General features: G+C 64.8%; 11 protein-coding genes. 10 read left to right on the top strand and 1 reads right to left on the bottom strand.

Annotation, left to right across the window (positions count from 1 at the left end; genetic code table 11):
* Positions 1 to 121 precede the first annotated feature (121 nt).
* Positions 122 to 1,450 (top strand): MFS transporter, encoded by a 1,329-nt coding sequence (locus C1N62_RS00130; protein ID WP_137761733.1) that lies wholly within the window; start codon positions 122 to 124, stop codon positions 1,448 to 1,450.
* Between the two features lie 188 nt (positions 1,451 to 1,638).
* On the opposite strand, the gene C1N62_RS00125 is transcribed toward C1N62_RS00130, so the two are convergent.
* A complete protein-coding gene (locus C1N62_RS00125) occupies positions 1,639 to 3,645 on the bottom strand; it encodes an autotransporter outer membrane beta-barrel domain-containing protein (RefSeq protein WP_137761732.1) in 2,007 nt (668 codons plus the stop codon).
* Positions 3,646 to 3,827: 182 nt separating this feature from the next.
* Between C1N62_RS00125 and C1N62_RS00120 the strand changes: the two genes are divergently transcribed.
* The 9 genes from C1N62_RS00120 to C1N62_RS00080 all read left to right on the top strand — a co-directional run bounded on the left by C1N62_RS00120 (position 3,828) and on the right by C1N62_RS00080 (position 13,478).
* Positions 3,828 to 4,388 (top strand): DNA-3-methyladenine glycosylase I, encoded by a 561-nt coding sequence (locus C1N62_RS00120; RefSeq protein WP_206057770.1) that lies wholly within the window; start codon positions 3,828 to 3,830, stop codon positions 4,386 to 4,388.
* Positions 4,385 to 4,813 carry an N-acetyltransferase gene (locus tag C1N62_RS00115; RefSeq protein WP_137761730.1) on the top strand — a complete coding sequence of 143 codons (429 nt, stop codon included), beginning with the start codon at positions 4,385 to 4,387 and terminating at the stop codon, positions 4,811 to 4,813. The genes C1N62_RS00120 and C1N62_RS00115 overlap by 4 nt, the downstream gene beginning before the upstream one ends.
* A 174-nt stretch (positions 4,814 to 4,987) precedes the next feature.
* Positions 4,988 to 5,650: an OmpA family lipoprotein gene (locus tag C1N62_RS00110; protein ID WP_137761729.1), complete on the top strand. Its 663-nt coding sequence runs from the start codon at positions 4,988 to 4,990 to the stop codon at positions 5,648 to 5,650.
* Positions 5,651 to 5,750: 100 nt separating this feature from the next.
* On the top strand, positions 5,751 to 6,755 hold the full coding sequence (locus C1N62_RS00105) for a LacI family DNA-binding transcriptional regulator (protein WP_137761728.1): 1,005 nt from the start codon (positions 5,751 to 5,753) through the stop codon (positions 6,753 to 6,755).
* Positions 6,756 to 6,890: 135 nt separating this feature from the next.
* Positions 6,891 to 9,014: an alpha-galactosidase gene (locus C1N62_RS00100; RefSeq protein WP_137761727.1), complete on the top strand. Its 2,124-nt coding sequence runs from the start codon at positions 6,891 to 6,893 to the stop codon at positions 9,012 to 9,014.
* 65 nt (positions 9,015 to 9,079) lie between these two features.
* On the top strand, positions 9,080 to 10,354 hold the full coding sequence (locus tag C1N62_RS00095) for an MFS transporter (protein ID WP_137761726.1): 1,275 nt from the start codon (positions 9,080 to 9,082) through the stop codon (positions 10,352 to 10,354).
* Between the two features lie 83 nt (positions 10,355 to 10,437).
* Complete coding sequence (locus C1N62_RS00090; protein WP_137764852.1) at positions 10,438 to 11,460, top strand: LacI family DNA-binding transcriptional regulator; 1,023 nt, start codon at positions 10,438 to 10,440, stop codon at positions 11,458 to 11,460.
* Between the two features lie 300 nt (positions 11,461 to 11,760).
* Positions 11,761 to 12,513, top strand: coding sequence for a sugar phosphate isomerase/epimerase (locus C1N62_RS00085; RefSeq protein ID WP_137761725.1), 753 nt, complete (start codon positions 11,761 to 11,763; stop codon positions 12,511 to 12,513).
* A gap of 2 nt (positions 12,514 to 12,515) precedes the next feature.
* Entirely contained in the window at positions 12,516 to 13,478 is a 963-nt protein-coding gene (locus C1N62_RS00080) for a sugar kinase (protein WP_137761724.1), read from the top strand.
* The last annotated feature ends 38 nt before the right edge of the window (positions 13,479 to 13,516 follow it).

The following is a 13,516-nucleotide window of genomic DNA, read 5'->3' as shown; positions in this document are numbered from 1 at the left end:
CACGGCCGCGGCCGCGCCCTTTCGCACCAGTGCGGCGCAACCTGCCCCAGTTTCACCTGAAAAAGCTGGCACCAACCTTGCTAGCTCCCTGTTAGCAATCCTGCGCAGAAGGAGAAAGGTTATGGCCACCCAAGACAGCCGTTATCGCTACCGCATCTTCGCGATGGTGTTTTTCATCGCCCTGATTAACTACGTTGACCGTGGCGCGCTCTCCTTTGCCGCCAACGACATCGCCAACGAGTTCCACTTCAACAAGGCGCAACTGGGAGCCGTGCTCGGCTACTTTGGCTTTGGCTACCTGTTTGGCTCGCTGTGCGGCGGCTTTTTGGCTGACCGCATTGGCACCAAAAAGGTGTGGCTGCTGGCTGGCGTGCTCTGGTCACTGCTGGAGATCGCCACCGCCTGGGCTGGCGAGGTCGGCATGGCGCTGTTTGGCGGCTCGGCGATCATGGGCTTCGCGGCGCTGCGCATCCTGTTCGGCTTTGCCGAGGGGCCAGCCTACGCGCTGATGAACAAGACCATCGCCCACTGGGCGCCGCCGCGCGAGCGCGGTTTCTCGCTTGGCATCGGGCTGCTCAGCACCCAGGTCGGCTCGCTGTTGACCGCGCCGCTGGCGGTGGGGCTGCTGCTGCTGACCGATGACTGGCGCAGCATGTTCATCGTGCTGGGGATCTTCTCGCTGCTGGCGATCGCGCTGTTTGGCCGGGTCTTCACCGACACGCCGCAACAGCACCCGAACGTGAACGCGGCCGAACTGGCCGCCATCAGCGGCCACCAGCCCGCCGCACCCGCCACGCCGCGCCTGCCGTGGTGGCGCTTCTTCAGCAACCGCACGCTGGTGTGCAACGCGCTCGGCTACTTCTCGTTCCTCTACGTCACCTTTGTGCTGGTGACCTGGAGCCCGAAATACCTTCAGGACACCTTCCACTATGACCTGCACTCGCTCTGGTATGTGGCGATGATCCCGTGGAGCGGCGCCTGCCTGACCGTGCTGCTCGGCGGCCGCATCGCCGATGGCCTGCTGCGCCGCACCGGCAACCTGCGGCTGGCGCGCAACCTGTTCGCCGCCGTCACTCTGCTGCTGACCGCCACCTGCTTTGTGCTGATCCCCTTCATGCACTCACCGGCGGCGATCATCGCGCTGATGACGCTCGGCAACGCATTGAATGCGCTGGTGAACAACGTCTACTGGTCGGTGGTGATTGACGTGACGCCCAAGGCGTCGGTGGGGGCCTACAGCGGCATGACGCTGGCGATCGCCAACCTCGCTTCGATCATGGCACCGACCCTGAGCGGCTGGCTGGCGCAGCACCACGGCTACGGCGCGATGTTCCTTGCCACGGCGGCGGTCTCTTTTTGCAGCATGATCTGCATGACGCTGCTCCAGCCGGAGAAGCCGCTGCGCGCGCAGGCCGCCAACGTGGCATGGGAAAAGGAGACCGCCTCCTGAGGGATGCCGTATACTCGCCGCAAGGTTAACGCAGGAGAGACGATATGGGATTCACTGCCTGGATACTGATTGGCGTTGCCATTGGCCTGCTCATCGGGTTCCTGATGAAGGTCTTCGGCAAGAAAAACGGTAAATAGCCGCCGTGACACAGGCCGCCCACTGGGCGGCCTGTTTTTTTGCCAGAGGCGTCAGAAGCGGGCGCTGACGCCGAGGTTATACATGAACTGCTCGCCGCTGCTCAGGCCACCGGTCTGGGAGACGGCGGCGAAGGCGTCGATGTTGTCCGTCAGCGGCAGGTTGGCGCCGACCGTGACATCCACCCAATTGGTGTCCTGGGTGGCGCTGGTGCGGGTGAAGTGGGTCTGGGTGGACTTGATGCCGCCGCCAGCGCGGTAGACATCATCGCCGAACTGGTGCTGGTAGCTCAGCTCGGCATAGGGGTTCAGCCGATCGAAGCGCGCGTCCAGCCGCCACCCCAGCGCGCCAATCTGCGAGTGGTAGGTCTGGTCGTCGAAACGCATCGCCGTGCTGCGGCTGCTGCGCTCGCTGTAGCCATCGACGCTGCTGTAGTCCCACGCGAACTGCGCCAGCGGGCCGGTGGAGAGCCACTCCGCGACCGGGATGTCCCAGCCAGCGGTCAGGCGGCCGCCCACCTCCTCCCCCTCGGTCTCGCCGTGCTCGGTACGGGTGGCCGGGCCGAGCCGCATACTGCGGTTGATGTCATCGAAATTGACCTTCGCCCAGTGCACATCGGCGTTGATCCAGCCATTTTCCAGCACGTTCACCGCCGTATAGGCGGAGATCAGCCAGCCGCGCGCCTTGTAGTCGTAACGGCTGGAGGGGTGCTGGCGATCGTTCGCGCCAGAGAGCAGCGCGCCCACCGTCCAGTTGTCCGTCAGTTGGTAATCCATGCCGAGCGCCGCATTGTGCGAGGTGGCGTTGCCGTCACCGGCGGTGGTGTTGGCGGTGTACTCCATATGCTGCCCCATGTAGCCGCCAAACAGCCCAAGGCTGCCCTGCGCGCCGGGGTTGGCGCGCAACTGCTGGAAGCGGCTATCAAGGATGCCGCGCGCGTTGCGCCCCATCGACAGCGTCGCTTGGTTGAGCGCCACCGCCTGCGCCGGGCCATCCAGCACCGCCTGCATGTAGTCGGCGATCAGCGCGTGGGTCTGCGGGCTGGGGTGCAGGTGGTCAGCGAACAGGAAGGCCTGCGCATCACTGAAACCGGCGGTGTCGGCGGTGCACAGGGCCGACGTCAGGCCGGGCGGGCAGGCCATACCGGCGGTGTTGGTCAAACCGTAGAGCGCCGGGTCAGCCACCACCTCATTGAGCAGGCCATCTACGTCCACCCGCACGATGTTGCCGCCGCTGGCGGCCAGCGCCGCGTCCTCGGTCTGGTTGTAGGCATCGGTGAGCGCCGAGGCCTCGGCGGAGAGCTGGTCATAGGCGCCGATCAGCGCCTGCGACAAGGTCTGGGCAAGGGCATCCGGCGCGCCCGTGGACTCAGCGGCGGCGGTCAGCGCCTGATGTACCAGCGCCACCCGGCCCTCGGCATTCACCGTGCTTTGGCTATTGAGCACCGAGAAGGCGGCCTGAAGGGCGCTGGCGGGCAGCGCCGCCGTGACCACCAGCTCAAGAATGGCGGGCGTCAAACCGATGTTCGGCACCGTCGGCACAATCACCGTGCCCGCGCCGGCATTGATCAGCGACTGCACCTGCCCGGCGGCGGCGTTCGCGCTGAGGTTCGCCACCGCAAAGGCGGTGTCGGCGTTGAGCGCCGAGGCCGCCAGCGTGGCCGCCGCAGCCAGATCGTTGCCGCCGACCCAATGGATATACAGCCCGTCGCCCTCCGCCCGCCCGCCGGTCTGCGCCAGATATTGGCTGACCTGATCGGAGGTGGCGTTATAGTCGGGATTGAGTTCCGGGATGGCGGTCGCGCCGCCGGTGGCATAATTGGTGCCGCCTGAGAAGGATGGGCTAAGGGTCAGCCCGGCGCGCGCCGCCAGAATTTCGTCATACAGCGCGACGTTGGCGCTGTTATAGGTAAAACGGCCGATGTTACCGGAGTCACTCAGGCTGTCGCCAAAGACATAGAGATTGTCATAGGCCAGCGCCGGGTGTCCTCCCCCAAATAGCATTGCCACTGCCAGTGCCCCCGCCTTGCGACGGCAGCGAAATTTTTTTAGGTCCGGCATGGAGACTCCTGAAAGCCAACAGGCTAATCCAAGGAATGTATTGTTCTATTTTTGTGCAATACCCCCTATAACTATTATTCGCTTCTCGCTGCCGTCAAGGCAGCGCACAGAAAAAGTCGCGGGTTGCGACACCCGGCGCGCTGTCGCCGGGGCCGCGCCCGCTGGAAAAGGAATGACCAATGATAACGCGCTGCAAATGGGTCACCGCTGACCCGCTCTATCTCGACTACCACGACCGGGAGTGGGGCGTGCCGCAGCATGACAGCCGTATGCTGTTTGAGATGCTCTGTCTGGAGGGGCAGCAGGCTGGCCTCTCGTGGATCACCGTGCTGAAAAAGCGTGCCTGCTACCGCGCCAGTTTCCACGGTTTCGACCCCCATAAGATCGCCGCGATGGGCGGGCAGGAGCTGGACGCGCTGATGCAGGAGCCGGGGCTGATCCGCCACCGCCGTAAGCTGGAGGCGATTGTCACCAATGCCCGCGCCTGGGTGGCGATGGCACAGGCCGGCGAGGATTTCGCCGCCTTTATCTGGCAGTTTGTCGGCCACCAGCCGCAGGTGAACCGCCCGCACTACCCCGACATCCCGGCCAAAACCGCCGCCTCCGAGGCGCTCTCCCGCGCGCTGAAGCAGCGCGGCTTCACCTTTGTCGGCGCGACCATCTGCTACGCCTTTATGCAGGCGTGCGGGCTGGTGAACGATCACCACGTCGGTTGCGATCTCTGCCCGGCGGAGGCGGGATGATTCGCCCCTTCCGCCCGCCGGATCTGGAGCCGCTGATGGCGCTGTGGCTGGAGAGCACCACCGCTGGCCACCCCTTCATCGATCCGCGCTACTGGCGGGAGAGCGCGCCGCTGGTGCGCAGCCACTATTTGCCGCAGGCGCAGACTTGGGTGAGCGAGTGTGACGGGCGGCTGGGCGGCTTTGCCAGCGTGATGGAGCAGCGCTTCCTCGGCGCGCTGTTTGTCGCCCCACCGCTGTTTGGCCGGGGCGTCGCTGCCGCGCTGATGGCGCATGTGCAGCAGCGCTTCCCGGCGCTCAGCCTTGAAGTCTACGTGCGCAACCACCGCGCCGTGGCCTTCTACCGCAAGCACGGCTTCATTCCCCAACGCCGGGTGCGCAACCCCGATACCCACGCCATGACGCTGATCATGGCGTGGACGCGCTGACGGGTTAATGCTGCGCCTTACAAATTGAGATTTATCTGTTGAGCATTTTCCTATTATTTCAGGCCATAATGCCCGCCCGGCACGCCCTGTTGCGCGCGCGGAAACTATAACAATGATGCATGTCCCTTGGGTGGGGGCGCTCCCCACCGCACTACCTGTTACAAAGGATCAACAATGAAAAAACGCACTCTGATTGTGGCCAGCGCCCTCTCACTGTCGCTGGCCCTGGCGGGCTGTACCACCAACCCCTATACCGGCGAACGTGAAGCCGGCAAATCTGGCATTGGCGCGGGCGTTGGCGCGCTGGTCGGCGCCGGCGTCGGCGTGCTCTCCTCCTCCAAGAAAGATCGCGGCAAGGGCGCGCTGATTGGCGCGGCGGCCGGTGCGGCACTGGGCGGCGGCGCGGGCTACTACATGGACGTGCAGGAGACCAAGCTGCGCCAGAAGATGCAGGGCACCGGCGTGAGCGTGACCCGTCAGGGCGACAACATCGTGCTGAACATGCCGAATAACGTCACCTTCGACACCGACGCCAGCAACCTGAAACCGGCGGGTGCCAACACCCTGACCGGCGTGGCGATGGTGCTGAAAGAGTATGAGAAGACTGCGGTCAACGTGGTGGGCTACACCGACAGCAGCGGCGCGCGGGCGCACAACATGACCCTGTCGCAGCAGCGTGCCGACAGCGTCGCCAGCTCCCTGATCACCCAAGGCGTGTCCGCTTCCCGCATCCGCACTATGGGCGCTGGCCCGGACAACCCGGTCGCCTCCAACAGCACGGCCGAAGGCAAGGCGCAGAACCGTCGCGTCGAGATCACCCTCAGCCCGTTGCAGTAACTCCCCCTGCCCGGCCACCCGGCCGGGCTTGCCCTGGATCTCCCTTCCCACCGCCGCTCTGTGCTACTCTCGCTGCGATTCCCTACCAGCAAGGTGCGCGATGTCCCTGAAACTGTTGGCCCGTGAGCTGGGTCTCTCCGTGACCACCGTCAGCCGGGCGCTGAACGGCTACGACGATGTGGCCGCCGACACCAAACAGCGTGTGCATGACGCCGCGCAGCGCATGGGTTATCGCCCCAACACGCTGGCGCGCCGCCTGAAGATGGGCAAGATTGACGCCGTGGGCCTGCTGTTCCCGTTCGGGCCGCGCCCGCTGAACAACTCCGCCTTTATTGAGATGGTGGGCTGCATCAGCCAGGCGCTGGCGCAGCATGAGATTGACCTGCTGCTGCTGGCCGACGAGGGCGACGCCGAAGGCATGGCGCGGCTGATTGGCAGCAAGCGGGTTGACGCGCTGTTGGTGGCGCATACGCTGGCGCACGACCCACGGCTGGCGGCGCTGCAACAGTTGGCGTTTCCCTTTTTGGCGCTTGGCCGCAGCGAGCTGGCGCACCCCTACGCATGGTTTGATTTCGATAACCACGCCGGTACGCGGCTGGCGGTGGAGCATCTGGCTGACCTTGGTCACCGGCGCATTGCCTACCTCGGTGAAACCAGCCCGCAATCCTTTGTCGCCCAGCGTCGGCAGGGCTTTCTCGACGCCATGCAGGCGCGCGCCCTGCCGCTGCCGCCCGCCTGCCTTGGCCGCATCCAGCCGACCCGCCGCGCTGGCTACCAAGCCACGCAGGCCCTGCTGGCACTGCCAGAGCCGCCGACCGCCATCATCACCGACAACAATATGCATGGCGAAGGGGCGGTGATGGCGCTGCACGAGGCCGGGCTGCTGGAGAGCGGCCGGGTTTCGCTGGTGATCTATGACGGCCTGCCGCCGGATAGCCTGATTGACCTGCCGATCACCGCCGTGGTGCAGTCCACGCGTGAAGAGGTGGGCCGCCAGATTGCCGCGATGATGCTGGCGCTGATCCGCGGCGAGCCACTCAGCCAGCTACAGGTGCTGTGGCAACCTACCCTCTGCCGCGGCGTGACCAGTTGGCCGCCCTGTTAACTGGCGCAGCATTTTTGTTGCGCATTTTGCCGATTTTTTAACACCGTTCACATTTCCAGCGTTGCGCGGTATCCATCCGAAACGTTTCGGATCCATGCTTAGCCTCATCTTCCCGTCACGTTATGAGGTTTTGCCATGGAAACGTCGATCCAGCGGCTGTCGAGCGACAGCACCGATCTTATCCTTCGCTGCACCCCTTTTGCGGAGATCCTCTACTGGGGGCCGCGCCTGCCCGCCTTCTGCGAGGCGGATCTCGCCACCCTCAGCCGCCCGGTGCCCAATGGTCGGCTGGATGTGGATGTACCGCTGACGCTGGCGGCGGAGAATGGCCGCGGGCTGTTTGGGTCGCCGGGCGTCGAGGGGCACCGTGACGGGCTGGACTGGTCGCCGGTGTTCACCACCCGCCGGGTGGAGCCGCAGGAACAGGGCGTGACGCTGGTGGCCGAGGATGAACAGGCCGGGCTGCGCCTCACCAGCGAGCTGCTGCTTGACCCGGAGAGCGGCGTGCTGCGCGTGCGCAACACCCTCACCAACCTGCGTGGCGGGCCGTGGCAGGTCAACCGGCTGGCGGTAACGCTACCGCTGCCGCAACAGGCGGCAGAGGTGATGGCGTTTCACGGTCGCTGGGTGAAGGAGTTCCAGCCGCACCGTACCCTGCTGGCGCACGGCGGCGTGGTGCAGGAGAACCGGCGCGGGCGCACCTCCCATGAGTACTTTCCCGGCATGATCGCCGGCGTTCCCGGCTTTTCCGAGCAGCAGGGCGAGGTGTGGGGCGCACACCTCGCCTGGAGCGGCAACCACCGGATGCGCATTGACGCCAAAACCGATGGCCGCCGCCAGTTGCAGGCCGAGGCGCTCTACTTCGCTGGCGAGCACGCGCTGGCCGAGGGGGAGAGCCTCAGCACGCCGTGGCTCTACGCCAGCTACAGCGCGGCTGGCCTGACGCCGATGAGCCAACAGTTCCACCGCCACGTGCGCCGCCACATCCTCACCCTGCCTGATCGCCCGCGCCCGGTGCACCTCAATACCTGGGAGGGAATCTACTTCGACCACGATCCAGAGTACATCATGGCGATGGCCAGCCGGGCGGCGGAATTGGGCGTCGAGCGTTTCATCATCGATGACGGCTGGTTCCGTGGCCGCGACCACGACCGCGCGGCGCTGGGCGACTGGTATGTCGATGAGAAAAAGTACCCGGACGGCCTGACGCCAGTAATTGCGCAGGTGCGTCGGCTCGGCATGGAGTTCGGCATCTGGGTGGAGCCGGAGATGATCAACCCGGACTCCGATCTCTACCGCGCCCACCCCGAGTGGCTGCTGGCGCTGCCCGGCTACACCCAACCGGCGGGCCGCTTCCAGTATGTGCTCGACCTCAGCAACCCGGTGGTGTTCAGCTACTTGCTGGAGCGGATGAGCTGGCTGCTCGGCAACCATGACATCCAGTATGTGAAGTGGGACATGAACCGCGAGGTGGTGCAGCCGGGCCACCAAGGGCGCGCCGCCGCCACCGCCCAGACCGAGCACTACTACCGGCTGCTGGACGCGCTGGTGGCGCGCTTCCCGCAGGTGGAGTTTGAAGCCTGCGCCTCGGGCGGCGGGCGCATCGACTATGAGGTGCTGAAACGCAGCCACCGCTTCTGGACTTCGGACAACAATGACGCGCTGGAGCGCCAGACCATCCAGCGCGGCATGAGCTACTTCTTCCCGCCGGAGGTGATGGGATCGCACATCGGTGCCGATCAGTGCCACGCCACGTTCCGCCGCCATGACATCCAGTTCCGCGGCCTGACGGCGCTGTTCGGCCACATGGGGATTGAGCTGGATCCGGCGCGCGCCAGCGACGAGGAGCAGCGCGGCTTTGCCCACTACATCGCCCTGCACCGCCAGTGGCGCGACCTGCTGCACAGCGGCGACGTGGTGCGCCTTGACCACCCCGATCCGGCGACGCTGGCGCACGGGGTCATCAGCCCGCAACGCGACCGGGCGATCTTCTCCGTCGCCCAATTGGCGATGCCAGAGTGGTCGATGCCGGGGCGGCTGCGCATCCCCGGCCTGCTGCCGGAGGCGCGCTACCGCATCACGCTGCTGGACGCCCCAACGCTGATCACCGAGCAGCAAGGCGGCCACGCGATGCGCGCGCTGCCCGGCTGGCTGGCGCAGCCGACGGAGGCCAGCGGCAGTTGGCTGGCACAGGCCGGGCTGGCGCTGCCGGTGCTGGACCCGGAGAGCGCGCTGCTGCTAGGCATTGAGCGGCTGTAACTGAGTGAATCAGGCGGCCGGGCTGTCCCGGCCATTAACGGCAGGCAAGTGCAAGGAAAATACTGATGAACACACCCGTCTGTACCTACAAAAACAACAAGAATTTCTGGATATTCGGCGCGTTTTTCTTTCTCTACTTCTTCATCATGGCGACCTGCTACCCCTTCCTACCAATCTGGCTGGCGGATGTGATCGGGCTGAACAAGACCGAGACCGGGGTGGTATTCGCCAGCATGTCGCTGTTCGCCATCGTCTTCCAGCCGGTGTTTGGCATTGTCTCGGACAAGCTCGGCCTGAAGAAGCACCTGCTGTGGGTGATCGCGGTGCTGCTGTTCTTCTTCGCGCCCTTCTTCCTCTACGTCTTTGCGCCACTGCTGAAAGTTAACGTGCTGCTGGGCGCGCTGTGCGGCGGGGCCTACATCGGCTTTGTGTTCGCTGGCGGCTCGGGCGCGACCGAGGCTTACATCGAGCGCGTCAGCCGCAACAGCCACTTCGAGTATGGCAAGGCGCGGATGTTCGGCTGCTTCGGCTGGGGGCTGTGCGCCTCGACCGCCGGGGTGCTGTTCAACATCAACCCGGACATCGTGTTCTGGATGGGCTCGGGCGCTGCGGTGCTGCTGATGCTGCTGTTGCTGATGGCGCGCACCGGGCCAGACCTGACGGCACAGGCCGACAGCCCGCTGGCCGCCCGGCCCAGCCCGTTCAGCCTGCGCCAGATGGGCGAGCTGTTCCGGCTGCCAGCGCTGTGGCTGTTTATCCTCTACATCGTCGGCGTCGCCTGCGTCTATGACGTGTTCGACCAGCAGTTCGCCAACTTCTTCAAATCCTTCTTCTCCTCGCCGCAGCACGGCACCCAGGTGTTCGGCTTTGTCACCACCGCCGGCGAACTGGCGAACGCGCTGATCATGTTCTGCTCACCCTGGATCATCAACCGCATCGGGGCCAAGAACACGCTGCTGGTGGCCGGGGTGATCATGTCGGTGCGCATCATCGGCTCCGCCTTCGCCACCAGCGCCGCCGAGGTGATTGTGCTGAAGATGCTGCATGCGCTGGAGGTGCCGTTCCTGCTGGTCGGCGCGTTCAAGTACATCACCTCCATCTTCGACACCCGCTTCTCCGCCTCCATCTACTTGATTGGCTTCTGTTTCTCCAAGCAACTGGCGGCGATTTTCCTCTCGGCCTTCGCTGGCGCGATGTATGACCGCATCGGCTTTAACCACACCTACCTGATCCTCGGCGGCATCGCCCTGAGCGTGACGCTGGTGTCGGCCTTCACCCTGAGCAGCCGCAAACACCCGGTGCCGGAACCGGACGCCCTGCCCGGTCAGGCCCCCTCCTGACAGCCAAAAGCGGCCGCCTTATATTCGGCGGCCGCTGCGGTGTGGTAGTCTCCTGTGTCAGTTAGCCAGGAGGATATGCAGTGATGAGAAGTAAGGGGGCGGGGCGCGCCACCATCAATGATGTGGCCAAAGCGGCCAAGACCGGTAAAACCAGCGTGTCGCGCTATCTGAACGGCGAACAGCACCTGCTCTCCGACGATTTGAAACAGCGCATCGAAAATGCCATCCAGATGCTCAACTACCGTCCCAGCCAGATGGCGCGCAGCCTGAAGGGCGGACAGACCCGGCTGATCGGCCTGATCATCGCCGACATCACCAACCCCTACTCCGTCGATGTGATGCGCGGCGTGGAAGTGGCCTGCCGCCAACAGGGCTTCACCCTGCTGGTGTGTAACACCAATAATGAGATCAACCAAGAGCAGCACTACCTGCAACTGCTGAGCAGCTATCAGGTGGAGGGGATTGTGGTGAACGCGGTGGGGATGCGCGAAGAGGCGCTCTCGATGCTGCAACAGTCGCTGCTGCCAATGGTGTTGATTGACCGCAAGATCCCGGACTTCTCCTGTGACGTGGTGGGCCTGAATAACCAGGAGGCCGCGACGCAGGCGACCCAGCACCTGATTGACCAAGGCTTTGAGGCGGTGCTGTTTCTCAGTGAGCCGGTCGGCACCGTCAATACCCGTCTGGAGCGGCTGCACGCCTGGCGCAAGACCATGGCGGCGCACCCGGATTTGCAGGCACACAGCGCCGAGGTGCTGTTGAATGACGCGCCGCATCTGGAGCAAGTGCTGAATGATTTCAGCCGCAGCAACCGTGGCCGCCGCAAGGCGGTGCTCTCCGCCAATGGCGCGCTGACGTTGCAGATCGCCCGCGCCATGCGTCGGCTCGGCATCCGCTGGGGCAGTGACATCGGCCTGCTGGGCTTTGATGAGCTGGAGTGGGCAGAGCTGGCGGGTGTCGGCATCACCACCTTCAAGCAGCCGACCTATGAGATGGGCTACGCCGCGCTGGAGCAGGTGGTCAAGCGGATCCAGGGCAGCCAGGAGCCACCGTTTGAGCAGGCCTTCCCCGGCGAGCTGATCGTGCGCGGCTCCACCTCGCTCTGACCTTTCTGCCACATCCGGCCATCAGGCCGGATGTGCTATTTATCAAGCACTCATGGCGTTTTCTGCGCCACTTTTCGCCCCTTTTTCCCCCACCTCGCCCCCGGATGCCGCTTTCCGCTTGCATGCCAGTCGCTCTGCTCCGATTCTATCAACTCTGTGACCGTGATCGAAAATTGACACTTCACCGCTTCACGTTGGAACCGGTTCCATCTAACGTATATTTAACATCAACGGCCAGTTTTTGAGCGAGACGCTCATCAGGGTTGAGGGCGGCCAGCCGCCGCCACACGAGGAAAGAGTATGAGCAGAGAAATTGTGGTCGTCACCGCCGCCTACGGCAGTGACCGGGTACGGGAGTTGGGCGGTCAGGCCGCGCTGCTGCCAGTGATTGCGGAGGCTGGCGCGGACAGCGTCGAGATCCGCCGCGAGTTGATGGACCAGCAGGCGCTGGATGACCTGCCGCATCTGGCGGAGGAGATTGTCCAGTACCAGCTCGGGTGCGTCTATTCGGTGCCAGAGGCGCTGTTTGACGAGGATGGCGCGGTGAACGCCGGGCTGGAGGGCTTCTTTTTGGAGGCGCAACAGCTGGGCGCGCGCGTGATGAAACTCTCCCTCGGCCACTACCGCGCTGGCTGTGACCTGTCGGCGCTGAAAACGCTGCTGGAAGCCCAGCCGGTGCGGCTGGTGGTGGAGAATGACCAGACGCCAGAGTGCGGCATTCTACTGCCGATGAGCGCCTTCCTGCGCGCGGCGGCGGAGGCCGGATTGCCGCTCGGCATGACCTTCGACATGGGCAACTGGCACTGGGTCGGGCAGGCACCGCAGCGCGCGGCCGACACCCTGGCCGACCACGTCACCTATGTGCATGTGAAGGCCGCCGCCCGCCACGCGGGCAAATGGTGCGCCGTGGCGCTGGACAACAGCGACGGCCAGTGGCGCGAGCTGCTGGATCGCCTGCCAGCCCACGCCCCGCGTGGCATTGAATTCCCGTTGGAGGGTGACGACCTGATCGCCGTGACCCGCCACTATGTTGAACTGCTGCGCGCGGAGTAATCATGAAACCTGAAACCCCTTCCCTGAGCGCGCTGGACGCCGTGACCTTTGGTGAGGCAATGGCGATGTTTGTCGCTGACCAGCCGGGCGATTTGGCCGCGGTGGAGCACTTCACCAAGCGCATCGCCGGTGCGGAACTGAACGTCGCCGTCGGGCTGGCGCGCCTTGGGCTGAACGTCGGCTGGGCCAGCCGCATCGGTGATGACTCCTTCGGCCGCTTTACCCTGCAACAGCTGGAAAAAGAGGGCATCGACGCCGGGCAGGTGACGGTAGATAACCGCTACCCAACCGGTTTTCAGTTAAAAGACAAACAGTTAGATGGAACCGATCCCACTGTGGAGTACTTCCGCAAGGGGTCGGCGGCCAGCCATCTGTCGCCAGCGGATTTCAATCCTGAGTACTTTGGCGCGGCGCGCCACCTGCACCTGAGCGGCGTGGCGGCGGCGCTGTCGGCGGAGTCGCTGGCGCTGTCACGCCATGCCGCGCGTGAAATGCGCCGCATGGGCAAGACCATCTCGTTTGACCCGAACCTGCGCCCGGTGCTGTGGCCGAGCCGCGAGGCGATGGTCAGCGCGCTGAATGAGCTGGCCTTCCAGGCGGACTGGGTGCTGCCGGGCCTGAAAGAGGGCCAGATCCTGACCGGCGAGCAGACGCCGGAGGCGATCGCGGACTTCTATCTGGCACAGGGCGTCAAGGCAGTGATCATCAAGACCGGCGCGGACGGGGCCTGGTACAAGACCGCCAGCGGCGAGCAGGCGGCGGTACCGGCGTTCCGCGTTGAGAACGTGGTGGATACCGTGGGCGCGGGCGACGGCTTTGCGGTCGGCGTGATCAGCGCCCTGCTGGAGGGGCTGCCGCTGGCACAGGCCGTGCGCCGTGGTAACCGTATTGGCAGCCTGGCGGTACAGGCGGTGGGCGACAGTGAGGGCCTGCCGACGCGCGACCAGCTTGGCGATGCGCCATGATTAATCCAATCCACCGGATTAACCGATAACAGGTATTC

Source organism: Nissabacter sp. SGAir0207 (genome assembly GCF_005491205.1).
Lineage (GTDB): Bacteria > Pseudomonadota > Gammaproteobacteria > Enterobacterales > Enterobacteriaceae > Chimaeribacter.
The sequence above is the reverse complement of the archived record's forward strand: the minus strand, read 5'-3'. Positions and strand labels throughout refer to the sequence as shown.